General features: G+C 48.5%; 22 protein-coding genes. All 22 read left to right on the top strand.

Translation table 11 applies throughout. The features are described from left to right. The first annotated feature begins 41 nt into the window (after nt 1-41). The 22 genes from nusA (at nt 42) to ACESLK_RS11245 (ending at nt 24,704) form a co-directional block, all read left to right on the top strand. Nucleotides 42-1,139, top strand: coding sequence for a transcription termination factor NusA (gene nusA, locus ACESLK_RS11350; RefSeq protein WP_373229552.1), 1,098 nt, complete (start codon nt 42-44; stop codon nt 1,137-1,139). Nucleotides 1,140-1,188: 49 nt separating this feature from the next. Then, nucleotides 1,189-1,509, top strand: coding sequence for an RNase P modulator RnpM (gene rnpM / locus ACESLK_RS11345; protein WP_373229551.1), 321 nt, complete (start codon nt 1,189-1,191; stop codon nt 1,507-1,509). Then, nucleotides 1,499-1,825, top strand: coding sequence for a L7Ae/L30e/S12e/Gadd45 family ribosomal protein (locus ACESLK_RS11340; RefSeq protein ID WP_373229629.1), 327 nt, complete (start codon nt 1,499-1,501; stop codon nt 1,823-1,825). Before rnpM ends, ACESLK_RS11340 begins: the two co-directional genes overlap by 11 nt. Next, nucleotides 1,818-4,946, top strand: a complete 3,129-nt coding sequence (gene infB / locus ACESLK_RS11335) for a translation initiation factor IF-2 (protein ID WP_373229550.1) — start codon at nt 1,818-1,820, stop codon at nt 4,944-4,946. Before ACESLK_RS11340 ends, infB begins: the two co-directional genes overlap by 8 nt. A 30-nt stretch (nt 4,947-4,976) precedes the next feature. Further along, nucleotides 4,977-5,333: a 30S ribosome-binding factor RbfA gene (gene rbfA, locus ACESLK_RS11330; RefSeq protein ID WP_373229549.1), complete on the top strand. Its 357-nt coding sequence runs from the start codon at nt 4,977-4,979 to the stop codon at nt 5,331-5,333. Between the two features lie 2 nt (nt 5,334-5,335). Next, nucleotides 5,336-6,313, top strand: coding sequence for a DHH family phosphoesterase (locus ACESLK_RS11325; RefSeq protein ID WP_373229548.1), 978 nt, complete (start codon nt 5,336-5,338; stop codon nt 6,311-6,313). Then, nucleotides 6,313-7,281, top strand: a complete 969-nt coding sequence (gene truB / locus ACESLK_RS11320; RefSeq protein ID WP_373229547.1) for a tRNA pseudouridine(55) synthase TruB — start codon at nt 6,313-6,315, stop codon at nt 7,279-7,281. Before ACESLK_RS11325 ends, truB begins: the two co-directional genes overlap by 1 nt. A gap of 15 nt (nt 7,282-7,296) precedes the next feature. After that, entirely contained in the window at nt 7,297-8,268 is a 972-nt protein-coding gene (locus tag ACESLK_RS11315; RefSeq protein WP_373229546.1) for a bifunctional riboflavin kinase/FAD synthetase, read from the top strand. Nucleotides 8,269-8,466: 198 nt separating this feature from the next. Continuing rightward, on the top strand, nt 8,467-8,736 hold the full coding sequence (gene rpsO, locus ACESLK_RS11310) for a 30S ribosomal protein S15 (RefSeq protein WP_373229545.1): 270 nt from the start codon (nt 8,467-8,469) through the stop codon (nt 8,734-8,736). A 186-nt stretch (nt 8,737-8,922) separates the two neighbouring features. After that, nucleotides 8,923-11,022 (top strand): polyribonucleotide nucleotidyltransferase, encoded by a 2,100-nt coding sequence (pnp, locus tag ACESLK_RS11305; RefSeq protein ID WP_373229544.1) that lies wholly within the window; start codon nt 8,923-8,925, stop codon nt 11,020-11,022. A 163-nt stretch (nt 11,023-11,185) separates the two neighbouring features. After that, the gene (locus ACESLK_RS11300; protein WP_373229543.1) at nt 11,186-12,169 is read left to right on the top strand and encodes a polysaccharide deacetylase family protein; all 984 of its coding nucleotides are present in this window, start codon (nt 11,186-11,188) and stop codon (nt 12,167-12,169) included. A 117-nt stretch (nt 12,170-12,286) separates the two neighbouring features. Continuing rightward, complete coding sequence (locus tag ACESLK_RS11295; RefSeq protein ID WP_373229542.1) at nt 12,287-13,567, top strand: M16 family metallopeptidase; 1,281 nt, start codon at nt 12,287-12,289, stop codon at nt 13,565-13,567. Next, nucleotides 13,530-13,973 carry a dUTP diphosphatase gene (gene dut / locus ACESLK_RS11290; RefSeq protein WP_373229541.1) on the top strand — a complete coding sequence of 148 codons (444 nt, stop codon included), beginning with the start codon at nt 13,530-13,532 and terminating at the stop codon, nt 13,971-13,973. Before ACESLK_RS11295 ends, dut begins: the two co-directional genes overlap by 38 nt. 156 nt (nt 13,974-14,129) lie before the next feature. Then, a complete protein-coding gene (dpsA, locus tag ACESLK_RS11285; RefSeq protein WP_373229628.1) occupies nt 14,130-15,029 on the top strand; it encodes a dipicolinate synthase subunit DpsA in 900 nt (299 codons plus the stop codon). Further along, nucleotides 15,026-15,622, top strand: coding sequence for a dipicolinate synthase subunit B (locus tag ACESLK_RS11280; protein ID WP_373229540.1), 597 nt, complete (start codon nt 15,026-15,028; stop codon nt 15,620-15,622). Before dpsA ends, ACESLK_RS11280 begins: the two co-directional genes overlap by 4 nt. Nucleotides 15,623-15,659: 37 nt before the next feature. Then, a complete protein-coding gene (locus ACESLK_RS11275) occupies nt 15,660-16,700 on the top strand; it encodes an aspartate-semialdehyde dehydrogenase (RefSeq protein ID WP_373229539.1) in 1,041 nt (346 codons plus the stop codon). 75 nt (nt 16,701-16,775) lie between these two features. Next, nucleotides 16,776-18,008: an aspartate kinase gene (gene dapG / locus ACESLK_RS11270; protein WP_373229538.1), complete on the top strand. Its 1,233-nt coding sequence runs from the start codon at nt 16,776-16,778 to the stop codon at nt 18,006-18,008. 14 nt (nt 18,009-18,022) lie between these two features. Next, on the top strand, nt 18,023-18,901 hold the full coding sequence (gene dapA / locus ACESLK_RS11265; protein ID WP_373229537.1) for a 4-hydroxy-tetrahydrodipicolinate synthase: 879 nt from the start codon (nt 18,023-18,025) through the stop codon (nt 18,899-18,901). A 266-nt stretch (nt 18,902-19,167) separates the two neighbouring features. Beyond that, entirely contained in the window at nt 19,168-20,847 is a 1,680-nt protein-coding gene (locus ACESLK_RS11260; RefSeq protein ID WP_373229536.1) for a ribonuclease J, read from the top strand. 153 nt (nt 20,848-21,000) lie between these two features. Further along, nucleotides 21,001-21,753 carry a ClpP family protease gene (locus ACESLK_RS11255; RefSeq protein WP_373229535.1) on the top strand — a complete coding sequence of 251 codons (753 nt, stop codon included), beginning with the start codon at nt 21,001-21,003 and terminating at the stop codon, nt 21,751-21,753. Further along, nucleotides 21,750-22,010 (top strand): YlzJ-like family protein, encoded by a 261-nt coding sequence (locus ACESLK_RS11250; protein ID WP_373229534.1) that lies wholly within the window; start codon nt 21,750-21,752, stop codon nt 22,008-22,010. The genes ACESLK_RS11255 and ACESLK_RS11250 overlap by 4 nt, the downstream gene beginning before the upstream one ends. 63 nt (nt 22,011-22,073) lie before the next feature. Continuing rightward, the gene (locus ACESLK_RS11245) at nt 22,074-24,704 is read left to right on the top strand and encodes a DNA translocase FtsK (RefSeq protein ID WP_373229533.1); all 2,631 of its coding nucleotides are present in this window, start codon (nt 22,074-22,076) and stop codon (nt 24,702-24,704) included. Nucleotides 24,705-24,746: the final 42 nt, after the last annotated feature.

The following is a 24,746-nucleotide window of genomic DNA, read 5'->3' as shown; positions in this document are numbered from 1 at the left end:
GTTTTGCGCCATTTATTTATTTGAGGAGGGATCATCAAGACATGAGCATGGAGTTCATTGAAGCGCTGTCCGAAATCGAGCGCGAGAAGGGCATCAGCAAGGACGTCCTGATCGAAGCTATCGAAGCGGCACTTATCTCCAGCTACAAGCGTAACTTCAATACTGCGCAGAACGTACGGGTAGACATCAATCGTACAACAGGGCAGATTAAAGTTTACGCGCGTAAGACGATTGTAGAAGAGGTGCTTGATCCTCGTCTGGAAATTTCCCTGGAAGCAGCACGAGCTATTAATCCGCATTTCCAGATGGAAGACATTGCAGAGATTGAAGTTACGCCGAGGGATTTCGGACGTATTGCCGCTCAGACAGCCAAACAAGTCGTCACCCAGCGGATTCGCGAAGCAGAACGCGGTCTCATTTATAATGCTTTCGTGGATAAGGAGCAAGACATCGTTACTGGTATCGTACAACGGATGGATATGCGTAATTTATACGTAGATCTTGGTAAGGTGGAAGCAGCCTTGCCACTTACAGAATTGATGCCAACCGACAAGTTCAAACAAGGTGATCGTGTTAAATCTTTCATTACAAAAGTAGAGAACACGAGCAAAGGCCCGCAAATTATTCTTTCCCGTACTCATCCTGGGCTTTTGAAACGTTTGTTTGAGCTTGAGGTGCCGGAAATATTCGATGGTACCGTTGAAATCCGTTCTGTTGCTCGCGAAGCAGGATTCCGTTCCAAGATAGCCGTCTACTCGCGTAATGAGGAAGTCGATCCGGTCGGTTCTTGTGTTGGACAAAAGGGAATTCGCGTGCAAACGATTGTTACCGAGCTGAAGGGCGAGAAAATCGACATCGTCAGCTGGTCGGAAGCGATCGATGAATATGTTGCTAACGCTTTAAGCCCTTCCAAGGTTCTGGAAGTGATCGTATTCGAAGCGGAGAAGATGGCGCGGGTTATCGTGCCGGATTATCAACTTTCGCTTGCAATCGGAATTAAAGGTCAAAATGCCCGATTGGCTGCTAAGCTTACAGGCTGGAAAATCGACATTAAAAGCGAAACGCAAGCCGAGCAGGAGTATGGACGTCCGAAATCGCCCGGAAACACAATGCATCAGGACAGCGTATCCATCGACTGAGCTTATGCTTACGAGGTGCATTTCGTATGAAACGCTGGGAGGGATCACCTTGAGACTGAGAAAGATACCGCAGCGTAAATGCGTTGCCTGTCAAGAAATGATGCCCAAGAAGGAACTGATTCGAATCGTTCGTTCTCCGCTGGGAGAAATTCAAATCGACCTGACCGGCAAAAAGCCTGGCCGAGGCGCCTATTTATGCGGCAAAGTTGCTTGCTTTAAGCTGGCCAAAAAGTCGAAGGCGTTCGAGCGGGCTTTGAAAACACCAGTCGGTGCGGATATATACGATCGTTTGGAAGCCGAATTCATCCAGGTTGAAGATGTGTTCCAGGCAAGCAAGGAGCTAGAACAAGGCGATGACAATGGCGAATAAAGTGTTATCCCGGCTTGGTCTCGCGATGAGAGCCGGAAAGCTTGTCAGCGGCGAGGAAGTCGTGTTAAAAGCCATCCGATCGAGTGAAGCAAAGCTTGTTCTGCTCGCTGGAGATGCTTCAGATAATACAGTTAAGAAAATAACGGACAAATGCAAGAGCTACGGAGTCCCGTTATTAATAGGTTTTACCCGATTCGAGTTGGGCTCTGCCGTAGGCAAACCCGAGCGAGTACTGTTCGCGGTAACGGATCGGGGTTTTGCTGACATGTTAGCTGTCGGTTGGGGTCATCATTCGGAGGTGGAGAATATTGAGTAAACAAGATAATACGGATAACAAAGATAAGCTTAGAGTTTATGAATATGCCAAACAGCTCAACATGAGCAGTAAAGAGGTAATTACGATTCTCAAAAGAATGAACATGCCAGTCAATAATCATATGAGCGTAATGGAAAACGGAATGACTGGGGCAGTAGAAAAATTTTTCCGTGATGTTAAAGCGAATGCTGCGGCCAAGATGGCTCAGACTTCATCAAAACCAGCAGCCGATCGCCGCCCGCAGCCGGGAGTAACGGCTTCTTCGAGTTCTCCGGCACAGAGCTCTACTGTGCAGCAAGCACAACCGGCTCGCCCGGCAGCAGCAGCTCCTTCGACGACTTCTGCAGCACCTGCAGCACCATCGACGCCAGCTGCTGCTCCTTCAACTTCATCACAGTCGGATGCTGCTCCAGCACCAGCAGTACCAACTCCAGCTTCAACACAGACGCCAGCTGCGACTCCAGCACAAGGTCAAGCTCCACGGCCGCAAGGACAAGGCAGCTACAACCAGCGTGAAGGCGGCAACCGTCCGCAAGGACAAGGCGGTTATAACCAGCGTGAAGGCGGCAATCGTCCGCAAGGACAAGGCGGTTATAGCAGCGGTGGTCAAAACCGTCCGCAAGGAAGCGGTCAAGGCGGACGTCCGCAGGGACAAGGCAGCGGCGGATATAGCAGCGGCGGTCAAAGCCGTCCGCAGGGACAAGGCGGCGGATATAGCAGCGGCGGTCAAAGCCGTCCGCAGGGACAAGGCGGCGGATATAGCAGCGGCGGCCAAAGCCGTCCGCAAGGACAAGGCGGCGGATACAGCAGCGGAGGCCAAAGCCGTCCGCAGGGACAAGGCGGCGGATACAGCAGCGGAGGCCAAAGCCGTCCGCAGGGGCAAGGCGGCGGATATAGCAGCGGCGGCCAAAGCCGTCCGCAGGGACAAGGCGGCGGATATAGCAGCGGCGGCCAAAGCCGTCCGCAGGGCCAAGGCGGCGGATACAGCAGCGGCGGCCAAAGCCGTCCGCAGGGCCAAGGCGGCGGATACAGCGGCGGCGGCCAAAGCCGTCCGCAGGGCCAAGGCGGCGGATTCAGCAGTGCAGCGCCAAGCCGTCCAGGTCAAGGTACGGGCGCAGGACGCAGTCCGGCACCGGCATCAGCTGGAGCACGCGGCGGCCGTCCAGGCGGTCCTGCAGGTCGCGGCGATGCGAAAGGCCGTCCAGGCGAAGGCGAGTTCAATCGTACTGGCGCTGGAGCTGGCGCAGCTGGCAAGCGCAAGGAAAATAATAGCCGCTTCGACGATAGCAGAGGCGGCTTCAGAGGCAAAGGTAAAGGCGGCAAAAATGCACGCAAGAACAACCTGCCTCCTCGCGAAAAAATCGATAACACACCTAAGAAGGTTATCGTCCGCGGTAATATGACTGTAGGCGAGCTAGCCAAGCTGTTACACAAAGATGCTTCCGAAGTCATCAAAAAACTACTGATGATGGGTGTAATGGCTACGATCAACCAAGATTTGGACTTGGATACCGTATTGCTTGTCGTTAACGACTACGGCGTTGAATCCGAAGTGAAAATCGTAGTTGAAGATACCCAGTTCGAAACCATTGAAGAAAACGATGATCCGGAAGAAATGATTTCTCGTCCGCCAGTTGTCACGATCATGGGTCATGTTGACCACGGTAAAACAACATTGCTAGATGCCATTCGTTCAACGAAAGTTGCAAGCGGAGAAGCAGGCGGGATCACTCAGCACATCGGAGCGTATCAAGTTGAAATCAACGGCAAGAAAATTTCATTCCTAGATACACCAGGTCATGAAGCCTTTACAACGATGCGCGCACGCGGTGCGCAAGTTACAGATATTACGATTCTCGTAGTTGCGGCAGATGATGGAGTTATGCCTCAAACGATTGAGGCGATCAACCACGCAAAAGCAGCCGAAGTACCGATTATCGTTGCCGTTAACAAAATCGATAAGCCGGGCGCAAATCCGGAAAAAGTTATGCAAGAGCTTAACCAGTACGGTCTTGTTCAGGAAGCATGGGGCGGCGATACGATTTTCGTACATGTTTCCGCGAAGCAGCAGACAAATCTGGATGAATTGCTAGAGATGATTCTGCTCGTTGCAGAAGTGAACGACTACAAAGCGAATCCCGATAAGCGTGCACGCGGTACGGTTATGGAAGCTGAGCTTGATAAAGGTAAAGGCCCGATTGCCCGGATTCTCGTGCAGAACGGAACGCTCAAAGTCGGCGACGCATTCGTAGCAGGTGACTGCTTCGGGCGCATTCGCGCTATGACGAACGATCGCGGTCGCCGTATTAAAGAAGCGGGTCCTTCAACTCCAGTTGAAATCACGGGTTTGACGGAAGTTCCTCAAGCCGGAGATCCGTTCATGGTGTTCGAAGACGAGCGTAAAGCTCGTGAAATCGCTGATAAGCGCTCGATCAAGACTCGCCTATCGCAGGTGAAAGCCAACCAAACGGTTACGCTGGAAGACTTGTTCAGCAAAATCAAAGAGGGCGACATCAAAGACCTTAACGTGATTCTCAAAGCAGACGTTCAAGGCTCACTCGAAGCTCTTAAGGGCTCACTTGAGAAAATCGAGGTTGAAGGCGTACGCGTTAAAACGATTCACAGCGGCGTTGGTGCCGTTACGGAGTCCGATATCATTTTGGCTTCTGCTTCTTCCGCAATTGTCGTAGGCTTTAATGTTCGTCCGGAGCCTCGCGCGCAATCCACGGCCGAGCAAGAAAAAGTCGATGTACGTCTGCATTCGATCATCTACAAGGTCATTGAAGAAATCGAGCATGCTATGAAGGGGATGCTGGATCCAATCTTCAAGGAGCGCGTAACGGGTCATGCTGAGGTGCGTGAAACGTTCAAAGTGACTAAAGTGGGTACGATTGCCGGTTGTATGGTTACTGACGGCAAAATTGCCCGAAATTCCGAAACTCGCCTTACTCGCGGCGGAATCGTTGTCTACACAGGCAAGATCGATTCCCTCAAGCGCTTTAAGGATGATGCGAAGGAAGTTTCGGAAGGCTATGAATGCGGGATCACGTTGGATAAGTTCAACGATCTCAGACAAGGCGATATTATCGAAGCATTCGTTATGGAATCTGTTGAACGTTAAACATTAGTTTGTACAAAGGTGGGGATCCGCATGGCCAAATTCCGGGTAGGACGGGTCGGCGAACAAATCAAGAAGGAAATCAGCTCCATTATCCAAACGGAGCTGAAAGACCCCCGTATCGGTTTCATCACAGTAACTGGAGTGGATGTAACCAACGATCTGTCACTCGCTAAGGTTTATCTGAGCATTCTCGGCAGCGAGGAACAGAAAGAAGAGACGCTCAAGGCAATCGGGCGCGCGAATGGATTTCTGCGTTCGGAGCTGGGGCGGCGGGTAAAATTGCGCCATACTCCTGTCATGGAGTTCCGGTTCGATAGCTCTATCGCTTACGGCAGCCATATCGAAGGGCTGCTGCAGCAAATCAATAAAGATTCACTGGAGTCTTAATGATGTGGGCCAATGATCTGAAGGCAGCCGTCTCTTTCATTCGTGAAAGGGACGATTTCCTTATCGTCTCACATGTGCAGCCTGATGGTGACGCCATTAGCTCCACGGTAGCTACGGGCTGGTTACTTCAGAAGCTTGGTAAGAAATTTACCATGCTCAACGAAGGGCCTGTCCCTTCTCGGCTTCATTTTTTATGGAAATGTTCAGAAATCCATACAATCAATGGTGAACAACCGGAACGGTTATACCGTAACGTTATTTCTGTGGATTGTGCAGATTATGCTCGGGTGGGCAGAGCGAAGGAATGGTTTGCACCAGACGCTGAACTGCTAAACATTGATCACCATCCTACGAATGATGGCTTTGGTCAAGTGAATTTACTAAAATTCCACGCGGCAGCAACAGCTGAGATATTATTCGAATTACTAGACGAATTAGAGCTGGCTATCGACAAAGATGTAGCTACTGCGGTATATACGGGACTCTTAACGGATACGGGCGGATTTCGTTACTCCAATACAAGCCCTTTAGTTATGTCGATGGCTTCAAGGCTGCTCGAAGCGGGCGTGAATGGACCAGAGCTTGCTGAGAATCTTCTTGAGCGAATGACGATGGGGCAATTACACGTTACACAGCGTGGCTTGTCTCGCTTAACCTTCAGTCCGGATCAGAAGATCGGATGGCTCTGGGTAAATTCTGAGGATTTAGAGGAAACAGGTGCAACAAACGAGGATTTGGAAGGACTCGTGAACTATCCCCGCAACATTGAAGGGGTAGAGGTAGGCCTTCTATTCAAGCAAAATGGCCAAGAATCCGTTAAGGTTAGTCTACGTTCTACAGGTCGTGCGAACGTGGCCGCTGTTGCTCAGCATTTCGGCGGCGGGGGGCATGTCCGTGCAGCAGGCTGCCGATTGACAGATCCACTCCCAGAAGTGATCAGCAAAGTCGTCGCGGTTGTGCAGAAAGCGTTGGATGAATAATGGATAAGCGGCAAACAGAACAAGGGCTGGACGGAGTGATCGCGGTTTGGAAGCCTGCGGGCTGGACCTCGCATGACGTTGTTGCGAAGGTCCGCGGTATGCTTCGAGTACGTCGAATCGGACATACAGGAACGTTGGATCCCGCAGTAACAGGGGTGCTGCCGCTTTGTATTGGTCGCTCGACTCGTTTAGTAGAGTATTTGCAGGAAATGCCCAAAACCTATGAAGCTACGCTCCGGTTTGGGATCGCGACGGACACAGAGGATTTAAGCGGAACTATCACTGAGCAGAAAGATGCTTCATTTCTAACGGAGTCTATGATCAGGGATGCTGCTCTTTCCTTTATTGGCGACATAGATCAGGTACCTCCAATGGTATCTGCTGTTAAGATCAATGGAAAACGGCTTTACGAGCTAGCGCGGCAGGGGATTACGGTAGAACGTTCAGCTAGACGCGTAAGCATTTATGAGATCGAAATTTTGAAGATTACCGGTGTGGGTATTGAACCCGAGCTTACTTTTTCTGTCAAGTGCTCCAAAGGCACTTATATTCGTACCTTATGCGTTGATATCGGTCGTAAGTTGGAAGTGCCAGCAGTAATGTCGGAGCTTATCCGTACAGAAAGTGCAGGCCTTAGAGAAGAACATTGCGTTACGCTGGAACAAATTCCAGAATTACTTAAGCAAGGTGGTCTTGGGAAAAAACTCTTTGTTTCGAACACCTTACTAACAGGAATCCCTTCGACTGTTGCTGCGCATCCCGAGGCACTGCATGTGCTTCAAGGTAAAGTTGTTGAAGCCAACAAGCTGCAACCGCCCGCAGACAGAGAGGGTTTATGGAAGCTGTATCGATCGGATGGGGTTTTTCTCGGATTGTTCTCTGTCGATGAGAATGGTGTAACGGTCCGTCCGGTGAAAGTATTCCAAACTCCGGAAGGGCAAATGTCTCAAGACAGTCACTCCGATTAAGCAGGAGGGCATTAAGTGCAACGGTATGATCTATCAGTTACGAATATAGCAGGTGCTCTTCCAGAAGGAGCACGTAAAGAAGTTGGGATCTCTCTTGCGATTGGTTTTTTTGACGGTGTCCATCTGGGTCATCTCGAAGTCATACGTCAAGCGGTCGCTATAGCTAAGCAACAAGGACTCGTTCCTGCGGTCATGACCTTTGATCCGCACCCTCGTGTTGTGCTCGGTCAAGGCTCGCAATATCATACTGTTCTTACACCGCTTGAAGATAAGCTGAGCCTTCTCTCCGATGCAGGAGTTGAAGCTGCCTATATTATTCAGTTTAACCGAGCCTTCTCGGAAGTGACGGCTGAACAATTCGTTAAGTCTTTCATAACTCCAATTGGAGTAAAAGCGACCACCGTTGGTTTTGATTTCTCTTTCGGTCACCGCGGTGAGGGTAATGCAGAAGCGTTGCGCCTGCATGGCAACGGGGAGATTGGAGTCCATGTTGTATCTCCGGTATTTCTTGATGGGGAGAAAGTGAGCAGCACTCGTATACGTGATCAATTATCGGAAGGCGAATGCATTGAAGCCAGCAACCTTCTTGGCAGGCCGTATGAGGTAAAAGGGACGGTTGTACACGGGCAAGCCAGAGGCCGACTCCTCGGATTCCCCACCGCAAACGTGCTCCCGGAGCAGCCCTATGTGATTCCGCGGTCTGGCGTTTACGCGGTCCATGTTGACGTCCTATCTGAATCCGGCGCTAGCGAAGCTCGTTATAAAGGCGTAATTAATGTAGGCAATAGACCGACATTCGATGCTCCCGGCGGCGAAATAAAGCTGGAAGCGCATATATTCGATTATACGGGTGATCTTTACGGTCGCCAATTGGCTTTGACATTCTTTGCGTACTTACGGCCTGAGAAGAAGTTCGATTCAATAGAACAGTTGATAGAACAGATCAAGCAGGATGCTGCAGACGCAAGAAAGCTCCTGTCCGAGTAACAACAACGGGAGTAAAAGGTGCATTTAACTTTCCTAACGTTGGCATTGTATGTATCATAGACAATATGCTATACTTGAACACGTTGCTGAAAAGCGGCATTAGCCGTATGGACAGCATACAAGAACCTTGGCTTGGCTGAGCGCCCTCACCGACGCCTGCGAGGCTAATGGCGATTCTATTGAAGGAGGTGAACAAGGATGGCATTGACACAAGAGCGTAAACAAGAGTTGATTGAAGAACATAAGACTCATGCTTCGGACACCGGATCTCCGGAAGTTCAGATCGCTATCCTTACGGAAAACATCAACAATCTGACTAATCACTTTCGGGAGCACAAGAAAGATCATCACTCCCGTCGCGGTCTACTCAAGATGGTTGGACAACGCCGTAAGCTGCTAGCATACCTGAAGAACAAAGAAGTTAGCCGGTATAGCGCCCTAATTGCAAAATTGGGACTTCGCCGTTAATTTTCAAATCGCACGAAAGCAACCTGGCTGCGTCGAACAGGGCTCATCGCTCTGTTTGGCATCAGGTTGCTTTTTTCCCATATAAGGGAGATGAATCCTTGCTTATGATGCCTAAGTTGTGGTTAGGCAGGAAATAATGGGAAGTGTGTCGAAAGTACATAGGGTCAATTAGAGGAGGGAATAGGATTGGAACATCGCGTCGAGATGATGCTTGGCGGTCGTCCGTTTGCATTGGAAACGGGACGCTTAGCTAAGCAAGCGAATGGTGCAGTCGTAGTACGTTATGGAGAAACAGTTGTTCTATCCACTGTGACGGCTTCTACGGAGCCAAAGGATCTAGATTTTTTCCCGCTTACCGTTAACTATGAAGAGCGTTTGTATGCGGTAGGTAAAATTCCCGGCGGATTTATTAAGCGGGAAGGTCGTCCAAGCGAGAAAGCGATTCTTTCGAGCCGTTTGACGGATCGCCCCATTCGCCCATTGTTCTCGGAAGGCTTCCGGAACGATGTACAGATTGTTAATCTTGTATTGAGCGTCGATCAGGATTGCACGCCGGAAATCGCGGCTATGATCGGTACTTCAGCTGCTCTAGCGATCTCCAACGTACCGTTTAACGGACCGATCGGCGGTGTTATTGTCGGGCGTGTCGACGGTCAGTTCATTGTGAATCCAACTCAAGCACAGGAAGAGAAAAGCGACCTTTTTGTCGTCGTCTCCGGTACTCGCGATGCGATTATGATGGTTGAAGCGGAAGCGAATGAAGTGTCAGAATCGGACATGCTTGAAGCGATTATGTTCGGACATGATGAAATCAAGAAAATTGTCGATACAATCGATCAGTTGGTTGCTTCGGCAGGTCAACCGAAAATGGCTGTGAAGCTGCATGCAGTGGATGAAGGCATAGAAGCTGAGGTTAAAGCTTATGCACAGGCTCGTCTGGTTGAGGCTGTACGCATTAACGAGAAGCATGCTCGTCAGGATGCGATTGATCTCGTCAATGGCGAAACCGTTGAACATTTCAGCCTGTCGTATGCTGAAACTCCTAGCAAGCTTAAGGATGTAAAAGAAGTATTATACGATATCGTCAAAAATGAAGTCCGTCGTTTGATTACGCATGATAAAGTCCGCCCGGATGGTCGTGGGCTGGCTGAGATTCGCCCGATTTCCAGTGATGTCTCGATCCTGCCAAGAACACATGGCTCCGGCTTGTTTACTCGCGGACAGACACAGGCACTTAGTATATGTACCCTAGGACCACTAGGAGAAGTACAAATTCTTGATGGACTTGGTACGCAGGAATCGAAGCGTTTCATGCATCACTATAACTTCCCTCCATTCTCGGTTGGTGAAGCTCGTCCGCTGCGCCCGCCGGGTCGTCGTGAAATCGGACATGGAGCATTAGGGGAACGTGCTTTGTTGAAGGTTCTTCCTTCCGAGGTTGAATTTCCTTACACGATCCGTCTTGTATCTGAGGTGCTTGAATCAAACGGCTCCACTTCACAAGCAAGCATTTGTGCAAGTACACTCGCGATGATGGATGCAGGCGTGCCGATTAAAGCACCAGTAGCTGGTATTGCCATGGGCTTGATAAAAGATGGAGATTACACGTCGATTCTGTCTGATATCCAAGGAATGGAAGATCATCTTGGCGATATGGACTTTAAGGTAGCAGGAACAGCGGCAGGTATTACCGCAATTCAGATGGATATTAAGATTGACGGAATCGATCGTCAGATCTTAACCGATGCCCTTCAGCAAGCCAAAGAGGGACGTCTATTCATCCTTGGAAAGATGCTGGAAACCATGCAGGAGCCACGTAAGAGCCTTAGCAAATATGCACCCAAGATCATTTCCTTGAAGATCCATCCAGACAAAATCCGGGACGTTATCGGCTCCGGTGGTAAAATCATTAACAAAATTATTGAAGAAACAGGCGTAAAAATCGATATCGAGCAAGATGGAACCGTCTATATTGCTTCGACAGATGAGGCAGCTAATCAACGTGCTCGCGGAATTATCGAAGGCATCGTCAAGGAAGTTGTTGTAGGCGAGATTTATACCGGAACGGTTAAACGTATCGAGAAATTCGGTTGCTTCGTAGAGATTCTTCCGAATAAAGACGGGCTCATTCATATTAGCCAGCTTGCTAACGAGCGTGTGGCCAAAGTGGAGGATGTCGTAAACATCGGTGATCAAATCGAAGTGAAGGTTACGGAGATTGACAATATGGGGCGGATTAACTTATCCCGTAAAGTATTGTTAAGCACCGACGAAGTTTCCGTATAATGACTTTGCAACTTAAATAAGCTGTACAAAAGAGACTCCAACTGGAAGGTCTCTTTTTGTTTTGCATAAAATGACGGCATCCATGGGATGCTCACTCATAAACCCTGTAACCTAGGCATAAGATGATGCAGGGAAAAACGGGACAAGACAGGGGGTAAGTGACATGATCAGAAGGATGTCGCCCAAATTATTGGCGGCGATGCTGCTATGCCTATTAGTTGTTCTATTTGCGGGGACTTACGGACCCCTGAAGCCATTCGTACAAGCTGTCAAACCGCAAGCTGCATACGTATCATCTGTCCAAACGAATAATTCGGATGATCAGCTCCTCACCTGGATCAAATCCGAGGCTGCTAAAAAAAGCCAAGCTCCAATCAACGCGGTCATCGATCGGATTTGGAAAGCCATTCCGGGCTACGATGGACGCGTTGTGGATATTCAAGCCACTTATCAAAAAGCGAAATTAATCGGTGCTATGCCAGGCAGCGAGGGTGACTTTCCATGGGTTTATCGGGAGATCCGGCCAAAGATCAATTTGTCAGATTTACCAATTGCGCCAATCTATCGGGGAAATTCCGCCAAGCCTATGGTCGCTTTAATGATAAATGTGGCATGGGGAGACGAATACTTACTCCCTATGCTCGATATTCTTAAGGATAGCGGTGTGAAAGCAACCTTCTTCTTTGACGGGTCATGGTTATCTAAGCATGCTGACTTGGCAAAGAGCATTATGGCTCAAGGCCATGAGGTTTCCAATCATGCTTATTCCCACCCTAATATGAGTCAGTTAAGCGATGCCCGGCAACGAGAAGAAATTGCGAAGACAGAAGCCCTATTAAAGAAATTAGGTGTGATTAATGTTTGGTTTGCGCCGCCATCGGGAGATTATAATGATCGAACGGTAAAGCTAGCTTCAGAACTTGGTTTAAGAACGGTTTTATGGACTCTAGATACACTGGATTGGAAGAAACCAGAGCCTTCGACGGTCGTTGCCAAAGTCTCAAAGCAAGTGAGTCCGGGCAGTCTGATCTTAATGCATCCTACTGCAACCTCTCAGGGCGCTCTAAGGGGGATGATCAATGTCATCAAAGGAAAGGGCTATTCGCTAGGGACTGTATCTGAAACGCTGTCTTCCGATCGGGCGTAAGATCGGTTGTGACGGATGTCGTAATTTGATATAGTGATATCAATCTTAGCAAGTGCGTCCCTTATCTCGCGACGTCTAGCAGACCGAATTGATCATTAACATAAAGGGGGAAATCGGATGAACAAATATCAACTTAAGAACGGATTGCGCGTGATGATTGAATCGATCCCGACATGTCGGTCGGTATCCTTTGGTATCTGGGTCAAAACCGGTTCCCGTTATGAGAATTTGCAAAATAACGGCGTCTCTCATTTTGTTGAACACATGTTATTCAAAGGAACAAATCGCCACAGCGCAAAGGATATAGCCGATCGTTTCGATGGAATCGGGGGCAACGTTAATGCCTTCACGTCCAAAGAATATACTTGTTATTACGCGAAAGTATTGGATCAGCATTTGCCGATCGCCGTTGATATTTTGTCAGATATGTTCTTTGAGTCTCAGCTTGCAGATACCGAGCTTGCCAAGGAAAAGAACGTCATTCTAGAAGAAATATCCATGTATGAAGATACACCCGATGATACTGTTCATGATCTAGCTTCTCGGGCAGCATATCAAGATCACCCGCTAGCCTATTCCATTCTAGGAACGGCTGAGCGGTTAAATGCGATGAAGTCCCAAGACCTGCGTAAGTATATGGGTGAGCGATATAGTATTGAAAATACAGTCATCAGCGTGGCAGGGAACGTAGGCGAGGAAGTGCTGGAGCTGCTGGAGCTGCATTTCGGGAAATTTGACGTAAAAGGACAAGATCCTGTTCTTGGAGCGCCTGTGTTCCATTCCCGGGCCTTATTCCATCGCAAAAAAACAGAGCAGAACCATCTTTGTCTCACATTCCCAGGAAGCTCCATTAAGGCGCCAAACTTATATGCGATGATCCTACTGAACAATACCATTGGTGGTGGAATGAGCTCCCGGCTTTTTCAAGAAATCCGGGAGAAGCGCGGGTTAGCTTATTCGGTATATTCGTATCACACCTCTTATTCAGATAATGGGTTATTCACGGTGTATGCGGGAACTGCGCCTAAACAAACACAAGATGTGTATGACTTAACAATGGAATTGCTTAATGACATTGCAGCAACAGGCATGAGTGAGGCTGAACTATTGAGAGGTAAGGAGCAGTTGAAAGGTAATCTGATCTTAAGCCTGGAAAGTACCAGCAGCCGGATGAACCGTTTGGGGAAAAACGAGCTTATGCTCGGCCGCCACTATACATTAGATGAGATGTTGGAGCGAATTGATCAGGTAAAGCTATCCGATGTCAGTGAGATTATGGTAACGATGATGGCACAGCCATGCGCCGTTGCCATGGTTGGCGCGAATGAGAAAGTGTCGTCGGGAATCGGGAGGGAATTCATTGTATCCAATTCAGTTGAAACGGCTGCCGGGGAATGAAGATGTAGCGTTGCCCCGCCAAATGTCAGAATGGGCAGCAGGATTTGATCTGCATGCCGCGGTAGCTGAGCCTGTAGTACTTGCGCCTGGTGAGCGGGCGCTGATCCCAACGGGCTTCGCAATGGCGATGCCGAGGGAGCTGGAAGCTCAAATCAGACCCCGCAGCGGACTTGCTTTTAAACATGGAATAACGTGCTTGAATACTCCGGGTACGATTGATGCGGATTACCGGGGAGAAGTGAAGGTGCTGCTTATTAATTTAGGGCGAGAGCCATTCACGATTGAGCGTGGAGAGCGTGTAGCTCAGATAGTATTCCAGAAATTGCCGCAGGTATCTCTTCAAGAGGTAAATGAGCTGTCGGATACCTCGCGCGGTGAAGGCGGCTTCGGCCATACAGGTAAATAACAGAAGTCGAAACAGCTTGATCGGGTTTAGGTGCCGATTAGGCTGTTTTTTGTTTTTATGATAGACGTTTATAGTCGTGTGTTATCCTATCGGCACCCCGGACTGGGCGCATGCATAAGATATGCTATGGATGAAAGCCGAAAGGAGTGGGCTGCAATACTTACGGGAGTGCAAGTTGTTCTTGTTGGCGGAGACGCTCGGCAGCTTGAAGTGATTCGCCGTTTGACGGAGTTGGACGCGACGGTTACGCTTATTGGCTTCGATAGACTGGATACTCCTTTTAGCGGAGTTGCGAAAGCGGAGTGGTCACCAGATGCGGTAAGAAATGCGGATGCTTTGGTGCTGCCTGCCGTTGGTACGGATGACGAGGGGTTGATTTCTACCTTATTTACGGATCAAGAGCTCAAGCTGACGGAGGCACATCTTGCAGCTATACCCAAGAAATGCAAGCTGATTACGGGTATGGCGAAGCCATTCTTACGCATGCTGTGCGAGAAATTTCACGTAGAACTTGTTGAATTATTTGAGCGTGATGATGTAGCCATCTATAATTCGATCCCGACAGCCGAAGGCGCATTGATGATGGCTATTCAGAATACGGATATTACGGTCCACGATTCAAATTGTATGGTCCTTGGACTTGGCAGAACAGGTCTTACAATGGCTCGAACCTTACTTGCGATTGGAGCACATGTGAAGGTTGGCGTACGCAAGGATGAGGCTTTCGCACGTGCATTCGAGATGGGCTTTGAACCCTTCTATATGCCTGAATTAGCGCGTCATGCGGGGAATATCGACTTGATTTTTAACACAATTCCGACTATGATAGTCACAGCACAAGTGATCGCACAACTTCCCCTGCGCGCATGTATTATCGACTTGGCCTCTAAACCTGGCGGCACTGATTTCCGCTTCGCTGAGAAGAGAGGAATCAAGGCGCTGCTCGCCCCTGGATTACCAGGGATCGTAGCTCCGAAGACAGCCGGTCGAATCATCGCGAACAGTCTGACCCAGATTATTCTGGAAGACAACCGACTACGGGGGAATAAACTATGAATTGGCAGGGAATTACAGTTGGCTACGCACTGTCTGGTTCTCATTGCACGTTACCGGAGATCATGCCGCAGATTCAGCGTTTCATAGATGCTGGCGCGAATGTTGTGCCGATTGTTTCTTCTACAATTATGACCACGGATACCCGTTTCGGAACCTCGAACCATTGGCAGGAAACGATCCGCGAGATAACCGGCAATGAAATTATTGCATCTATTGTAGATGCCGAACCGCTTGGTCCGTCCAAGAGGTTAGACGTCTTAACGATTGCGCCCTGTACGGGCAATACCACGAGCAAGCTTGCCAATGCGATGACTGATGGCCCTGTCTTAATGGCTGCTAAGTCGCAGATGCGAAATCAACGGCCTCTCGTGCTTGCGATTTCTACGAACGACGGTCTGGGATTAAACGCAGCTAATATCGCGAAGCTGCTCATAATGAAGAATATCTATTTCGTACCTTTCGGACAGGATAATCCAACGAGCAAGCCGAATTCTCTTGTTGCCAGAATGGATCTTATTATGGATACCTGCGAAGCTGCATTACAAGGAAAACAATTACAACCTTTACTCATAGAGCGTTTCTTATACGCTTGAGATATACTTGCAACATCCGAGGGGAGAAATACACTAAATGTCGAATCAAACGTTGTTTAATGTTGCCGTCGTGGGAGCGACAGGTGCCGTTGGGGAACAAATCCGCAGATTGCTCGAAGAACGCAACTTCCCGATCGCAAGCCTAAAGCTGCTTTCTTCTGCACGTTCCGCTGGAACGACTCTTGAATTTAAGGGCCAGCCGGTCACGGTTGAGGAAGCAACGCCTGAGAGCTTTCGCGGCGTAGATATCGCTTTGTTCAGCGCAGGAGGAGATGTCAGCAAAGCACTTATTCCTCACGCCGTTGCTCAAGGCACAGTCTGCATTGATAATACGAATGCTTACCGTATGGATCCGGAGACACCTCTTGTCGTACCTGAGGTGAACATAGATAAAATTAATGAGCATAAGGGCATTATTGCTAATCCTAACTGCTCGACCATTCAGATGGTTGCGGCATTGAAGCCTTTATATGATCGTTATGGGATTTCACGAATTATTGTTTCAACTTATCAAGCGGTATCCGGTGCTGGCGCGTCGGCGATCAATGAAATGCTTCGCCAGTCCAGCGAAGTCATTGCCGGCAACGATCCCAAGCCAGCTATTCTTCCGGTATCTTCGTTACCAGTGAAGCATCAGATTGCTTTTAACGTTATTCCGCAAATCGATAAATTTCAAGATAACGGTTTTACACTTGAAGAAATGAAAATGATCCGCGAAACGAAGAAAATCATGGACGACGAATCTCTCGAGGTTACTGCAACTTGTGTTCGCGTTCCTGTTGTTTACGGTCATTCCGAATCTGTTTACGTTGAATTGAAGAAGGATTTCGATATAGACGAAATTAAAGCCTTACTGTCTGATTCTCCAGGTCTTGTTCTAGTTGACGATAGTTCCGGACAGCAATATCCTCTTGCAACCGAAGCAGCTGGGAAGAATGAGGTTTTCGTCGGACGTATCCGTAAGGACCTCTCGAACCCTCGCGCTCTTAACATGTGGATCGTATCTGATAATCTGCTCAAAGGCGCAGCTTGGAACGCGGTTCAAATCGCAGAATATATTGCCATTCCTAAACAATAATTCATAATCGTCGCATCAGACATCCTTCCTTTTCTTTCCTTCACTAACAAGTTTCTAGAGCGGGGGGAAAACCTGATGGACCTGATCGTGCAAAAATTCGGCGGGACGTCGCTGTCCGATGAACAAAGTCGGCGCCACGTCCTCCGTCATATTAAGCGAGAGCATGAAGCAGGCTACAGTCTTGTCGTTGTTGTCTCGGCAATGGGACGAAGCGGTGAGCCTTACGCAACAGACTCGTTATTAGCTCTAGTTCGTCAGAACGGTAATGCATTACCTGTAAGAGAGAAGGATTTATTACTCTCCTGCGGTGAACTGATCTCAGCCGCGACTCTCTGCAGTCTGCTGAACGCCGAAGGTATTTCTTCCGTTGTCTTGACAGGAGGACAGGCCGGCATAATAACGGATGACCGTTTCGGTGCGGCTCGTATCATGGAAGTCAAGACCAATAAACTGAATCAGCATTTAGCAGAGGGCCGCGTCGTTGTCGTAACCGGATTTCAAGGGATGACAGAGGATGGAGAAATGACCACTCTTGGACGTGGAGGAAGCGACACCTCCGCAACGGCTTTGGGTGCCGCTTTAAATGCATCTATCGTTGATATATACACCGATGTAGATGGAATCCTGACAGCTGATCCTCGTTGGGTAAGCAATGCAAGACCCTTGGCAACCGTTAGCTATGAAGAAATAAGTAATATGGCTCAGAATGGGGCTAAAGTCATCCACCCAAGAGCTGTCGAGATTGCGATGAAGGCCGGCGTTCCGGTTCGTGTTCGCTCCACCTTCTCCGAAGGGGAAGGAACCTTGGTTACTCATGCGCAGCTTCTTCGCACGCGAGGGATTTGGACGGATCGAACGGTAACAGGGCTCGCCCATGTAAGAGGGGTAACGCAATTAGCGGTTATCAATCGCGCAGGTCCCGCGGATCTGCAGCTGCGCGTATTCCGGGCAATGGCTACGAATGGAATCAGCGTTGATTTTATTAATGTGATGCCGACAGGCGTTCATTATACGGTTCCCGAATCGGATACAGATCTAGCAGTACAATTGCTTCAGCAGCTTGGGTTTGACCCTATCGTACGAAGAGGATGCGCTAAAGTTTCCGTTATCGGTGGAGGAATGAACGGAGAGCCTGGAGTTATGGCTGTCATTGTAGAAGCTCTCACGAGCTCCGGCATTCCTATTATGCAATCGGCGGACTCTAATACTACGATCTGGGTCCTGTTATCCGAAGAAGACTTAGCTAAAGCACTGCAAGCTTTGCATACTTCTTTTGGGCTGCATCTAACACCAGGGGAAAGAATATAGAGGAGGAAATAGCAATGGATTTCGGGCGTTTAATTACGGCAATGGTAACTCCATTTGATGAACAACTGAATATCGATTGGGAAATGACAGGAAAGCTAATCGATTATTTAATCGACGAGCAGAAATCCGATAGTCTAGTCATTTCAGGCACAACAGGAGAGTCTCCGACATTAACCGACGAAGAGAAGGTTGCCTTGTTTCAATTTTCCGTCAAGCATGCCGCAGGACGTTGTAAAATAATTGCCGGAACAGGAAGCAATGAAACAGCACACTCCGTTAAGCTGACTAAACTGGCCGAACAAGCTGGAGCGGATGGTATTCTGCTCGTAACGCCCTACTACAACAGACCTAGCCAAGAAGGCATTTATCAGCATTTCCGTACGATCGCAGAAGCAACCACGCTTCCGGTTATTTTATATAACGTACCCTCAAGAACAGTCGTTAGCCTATCAGTTGAAACGACGCTTCGCTTAGCGCAAATTCCAAATATCGTAGCTACCAAAGAGTGCGCATCCCTCGAGCAAATGACAGAGATTGTTAGTGGTGCACCTGAGGGTTTTATCTTATATAGCGGGGACGACGCCATCACGCTTCCGTCCCTTTCTGTGGGAGGATACGGAATTATTAGTGTTGCGAGCCATTTGATCGGGGAGAAGATGAAAGAACTGATATCCGCTTACCTGGATGGTCGCGTTAAAGAAGCAACTGAGATAAACGCTCAATGCTTCCCGTACTTCAAAGGCCTGTTTAATTGCCCGAACCCGGTTCCAAATCCGGTTGCTGTTAAATATGCGCTGACGTTACGCGGCCTGCCTGTTGGCAGCGTTCGTCTGCCTCTCGTAACGGTTAACGATACGGAAGCGAAATTCCTGCAAAACCTGGTAAAGGCTTAACGTACGAATGGTCTGTCGGTCGCTCGCATTTCAATTACCTGCGATAACCGATTTCCTCTGGATATCGGTTTTTTGCACGAAGGGATTTCCCTTCCTAACAAAGATGAATCCGTTTTCTTATGCAAGGAAAACATAAACTCATCGATCTTGTGTTTCTTGTTTTGCTTCATGTATAATGGTTGAGAGTGATTGGGTGCGGCTAATATATTAGCAAATTGAAAATTTCATATCGATCGGGATCGTATGGATACAGGAGGTACTAAGAAGTGTCAAAGAAGAACAGCCAAGATAAATTACTGATTTTCGCGCTCGGCGGCGTTGGCGAAATCGGCAAAAACATGTATTGCATTCAGTATGGTAACGACATCGTGGTCGTAGACGCTGGATTGAAATTCCCGGAAGAAGAGATGCTCGGTATCGACGTCGTAATTCCGGATATTACCTATTTGATCGAAAATAAGGACAAGGTGCGCGGAATTCTATTAACGCATGGTCACGAAGATCACATCGGCGGGCTTCCGTATGTACTCAAGCAACTCAATGTTCCGATTTGGGGAACAAAGCTTACGTTAGGACTTGTTGAGAACAAGCTGAAGGAAGCAGGATTGTTGGGGGATACCAAGCGAATTCTTATTAATGAATCATCCGAATTGCAGCTTGGTACGATTAAAGCTACCTTTTTCCGTACGAACCACAGTATTCCGGATTCCGTTGGCGTGTGCCTGGAAACCCCGGAAGGTATCGTTGTTCACACCGGTGATTTTAAGTTTGATCATACACCTGTCAACGACCAGTATGCAGACCTGCAGAGAATGGCGGGAATCGGAAGCCGCGGCGTTTTGGCTTTGCTGTCGGACAGCACTAATGCTGAACGTGCCGGCTTTACTCCATCGGAGAGTAATATCGGCAAAGAGTTCGAAGAAATATTCCGCAGCGCCAAGCAACGTGTTGTCGTTGCAACCTTCGCATCGAATGTTCATCGGATCCAACAAGTTATCAATGCAGCTACAGAAACTCGTCGTAAGATGACGGTTATCGGAAGAAGCATGGTTAATGTAGTGTCCATTGCTTCCGAGCTCGGATACTTGAATATTCCGGATGGAATGCTGATTGAACCAGAAGAAGTGAACAAGCTTCCTGCGGACCGTGTTGTTATCTTGTCTACGGGCAGCCAAGGAGAGCCGATGTCTGCATTAACGCGGATGGCTCGCTCCACACACCGTAAGGTAGATATTCTGCCAGGGGATACTGTTATTATCGCTGCAACGCCAATTCCTGGTAACGAGCGTTATGTTGGACGTACAGTCGATGAATTAATGCGTTTGGGTGCAAGCGTTATTTATGGACCAGGTTCTATCTCGGGTGTGCACGTATCCGGTCATGGCAGCCAAGAAGAGCTGAAGCTAATGCTTAACCTGATTCGTCCGCAATATTTTATTCCGATTCACGGTGAATACCGGATGCTTCGTCATCACGGACTGCTTGGCGAAGCTGTTGGCATTCCGAAAGAAAACATCTTCCTTCTTGACAATGGGGATACGGTGGAGATTCAGAATGGAGCAGCTCGCAAAGCAGGCAAAATTCCTGCGGGTAATATATTGATTGACGGACTCGGAGTGGGCGACGTAGGTAATATCGTTCTACGTGATCGTAAACTCTTGTCCCAGGACGGTATTCTGGTCGTTGTTGTTACGCTTAGCAAACAAGACGGAACCATTATGTCGGGACCTGACATCATCTCTCGCGGATTCGTATACGTACGGGAATCAGAAGGCTTGCTAGAAGAAGCAAATCGTATTGTAAGCAGCACGTTGCATAAGTTGATGAGCGAAAAAGTTAACGAGTGGGCTTCACTGAAGACTAATGTAAAAGACGCGCTTGGACGATTCTTGTACGAGCAAACAAGAAGAAGACCGATGATCTTGCCGATCATCATGGAAGTGTAGAAATATAAACCCACACTCATATAAAACCGTTTTCCACTGCCGCGGCAGCTGGGAAACGGTTTTTGTTTGTAGCTGGAATGGGGGGGATAATCCAGGGTGGAAAGTCCATACTATGTCAAGCCATGCACATGTCGCATAGTAGGAGGCATCACGATGAGTGAGAAAACGAAATCAAGAGAAATGACGGAGCAGCCTGCTCCCTCTCCAGCGGAAGAACGCAAAGCATCTGCCGTAACGGAGGCAATCGTTCAATTAGGGCAGACGGCTGTGCCCTCTGGAGAGAGCAATATCTTCTGTCTGACGATAATTGGTCAGATTGAAGGGCATCTCATGTTACCGCCGCAGAATAAAACGACCAAATACGAGCATGTCATTCCTCAGCTTATCGCAGCGGAACAGAATAGCAAGATAGAAGGGCTGCTTATCATACTTAATACAGTAGGCGGTGACGTAGAAGCTGGACTTGCGATAGCAGAGATGATTGCATCTCTGACCAAACCAACCGTAACCGTTGTCCTAGGCGGCGGTCACTCTATCGGTGTACCCATTGCCGTATCTGCTGATTACACCTTTATTGCTGAAACAGCAACGATGACGATCCATCCCATACGGATGAATGGTCTTGTTATCGGAGTTCCACAGACGTTTGAGTATTTGGAGAAAATGCAGGAGAGAGTCACGCGGTTCGTCACGCGTCACTCCCGAATTACAGAGGAAACATTTAAGCATCTTATGTTTAAAACAGGAGAGCTCACAAGAGATATAGGGACAACGGTCATCGGAGCAGATGCGGTCAGGCATGGCTTAATTGACTCCGTAGGCGCACTTGGCGAGGCGTTAAAGGAATTGAACCGACGGATAAAGGAGCTTAAAACAAGCCATTCAGAAGGAGGAGAAGGCGAATGACGTTATATACGACTATGCCCCTCGAGTTGGTACTCGATGGTATCCAGAATGAACCTGGACCCTTCATCGTTATCACGATTCGAGACGTAACCTTACAGATAGCTCCGTTGGCACCTGGGATTGGCCGCATTGTTAGGCTAGTGTCAGCTCCTTTGGATTATTATTTGCGAGAGGAGTATACACCAGGACAAATTATTTGTTTTCATCCTACTACAGAACCAGCTTTTGTAGCTGAAAATCCCGACTTTCGAATGTAGCACGGGTTGTTCTGCCAACCTCCCTTCAACTGTGTTATAATGTTGAACCGGGAGGTGGCAATTTTGGCCAAGCGTAGAAAGAAAAGAGCCTCGTTCGGAACGAACTTAAAATACGAGGTTTATGGTATCCTGTTAATTACAATTTCTGTTATCGCCATCTCTGGAGAAGCTGCCGTCGGACGTTCACTTTCCAAGCTTTTCGGGTTTCTATTCGGAATTCATTATTACTTGCTTGCTCTTGCCGGCATATGGATCGGCTTATATGTAATGGTTAAACGCAGCTGGCCTCGGGGCTGGACATCGCGACGTTCGGGTTTTGTTCTTGTTTGTTTTGGATTTGCTTTGTGGAGCTCCATGGCGGCGATCGATAACAGCCTGAGGCTTATCGATGCGGTATCTCCCTCAAGCATAGTGAGTCAGACGACAGATCAGCTGCGAGAGCAGCTTTGGCAGGTACCTCCTGCACAAGACGTCCCGATTACCGAGAAGGATATCGGAGGCGGAATGGTTGGCGCCCTTCAATACTCGGTGCTTTATTGGATGTTCGGATACTATGGAGCTAAATTCGTTCTGATTATTGAATTTGCGATTGCTATGTTATTGATTACTAATCGTTCTTATGTGGAAATGGCTCGTTCCGTACGATTATTCCTAAAGAGAATCATGCCTTTATTGGCAGCACGGTTATCCTCGGGACGTAAATTACTGTCCGCGCGAGTGGTTCCAGTTAATGGTGCAGGCAGAAGCGGCAGAGCTGCCACGCAGACGACTGCTATTCCTACGGCTCCCATGGATGATGATCTGGAAGACGAACCGTCCCTTGTTCCTAGGCAAAGGAAAACGCCATTGTTCTTTCAACTGTTTCATGGCAAGCCCGAGCGTGATCTGAATGCTGCTCAGGAGGAGCCTTGGGATGTCGAAGAACCTATTACATATTCAGGTAAGCCTGCACCGGCAGATTCGGCAGCTCAAGCATTGAACAGCATTCATGCCGAGTCTTCAATCCTAACCGATGTAGATGAGGAAACACCGTTAGCGCCTAGATTTACGGATTTCTCTTCGCAAGCCTATCAAGAGGAAACATGGAATGAGGCTGCCGAGACAGATGATGGTGTAATCCCTGTATTCGTTGAGCCTTATTCGGAATCGGACCCGCAATTGGAAAACGATGAAGGTGACCAAACGCTTGTTTCTACGATAACCAACGATGAAGCAGCCACGGAAGCGGCAACTGCTCCGCCTAAGCCAATTCGAAAGATACCGAAACCTTATCGGTTGCCTGGGGTTCATTTACTTGACAAGCCGGCAGGGGGCAGTAAGTCGGGTAACCCTGCGGATTATATGAGTACGGCACGCAAACTAGAGGCGACATTGGAGAGCTTCGGCGTCAGAGCAAAGGTGCTGGATGTGGCTAGAGGGCCTGCTGTTACAAGATATGAGCTTCAGCCGGACGTCGGTGTAAAGGTAAGCCGCATTGTAAGCCTGACGGATGACATCGCTTTGGCCTTGGCAGCTAAGGATATTCGAATGGAAGCGCCTATTCCTGGTAAAGCAGCAATAGGAATTGAAGTTCCGAACAATGAGGTTAGCGTAGTTACACTGAGAGAAGTACTTGAAACACAACCTTTTCAGGAATCTACGGCCAAGTTAACCATCGCTTTCGGAAGGGATATTTCCGGACAGCCAATCGTCGGAAACTTGGCGAGGATGCCGCATTTGCTTGTTGCGGGTGCGACTGGTTCCGGTAAATCTGTATGTATTAACGGAATCATCACAAGTTTGCTTTATAAAGCTAAGCCTGATGAGGTCAAGTTTCTGATGATCGATCCAAAAATGGTTGAGCTTAATGTCTATAACGGAATTCCACATTTGCTTGCGCCGGTTGTAACGGATCCGAAGAGAGCCTCTCTTGCACTTAAGAAAATTGTTGTGGAAATGGAAAAAAGGTACGAGAAGTTCTCCAAATCCGCAACGAGAAATATTGAAGGCTATAATGCCCTGATGTTAAGCGGAGACAACCCTGACGCTGTCCTGCCGTATATCGTTGTCATTGTGGATGAGCTCGCCGATCTGATGATGGTAGCCGCCGGTGATGTTGAGGATGCGATTTGTCGTTTGGCTCAGATGGCACGGGCTTCAGGTATCCATCTTATTATCGCAACTCAAAGACCTTCCGTAGATGTCATAACTGGTGTTATTAAAGCGAATATTCCAAGCCGGATCGCTTTCGGAGTATCTTCTCAAGTCGACTCCAGAACCATTCTGGATATGGTGGGCGCCGAGAAGCTATTGGGCCGCGGGGATATGTTATTCCTGCCAATGGGAGCATCCAAGCCTATCCGGGTACAAGGCGCTTTCTTATCGGATGGAGAGGTGGAAGCGGTTGTCAGCTATGCCCGTGGACAAGCAGAGGCAGAGTATATTGAGGATCTCGTACCTGAGATAGATGAGACTGCTAACGATGTAGAAGATGAGAAGCTGGATGAATTATTCGATCAAGCGGTGCAAATTGTTTTGGAAGCTAAGCAAGCTTCCGTATCGCTGCTTCAAAGGCGTATGAGGATAGGTTATACGCGTGCGGCAAGGTTAATCGACTCCATGGAAGCCAAAGGTGTTGTTGGTCCCTATGAAGGAAGCAAGCCCCGCGAGGTTCTTATGACGATAGAGCAGTACCATCAGAGAATTCCTTCCTGACAGAAGACCCGTAATTCCAAAAAAAATGGGGTTGCGGGCTTT

It is taken from the genome of Cohnella sp. (assembly GCF_041640265.1).
GTDB lineage: Bacteria > Bacillota > Bacilli > Paenibacillales > Paenibacillaceae > Cohnella.
Note: the sequence above shows the minus strand (reverse complement) of the source record. Positions and strands in the feature narration are given on the sequence as shown.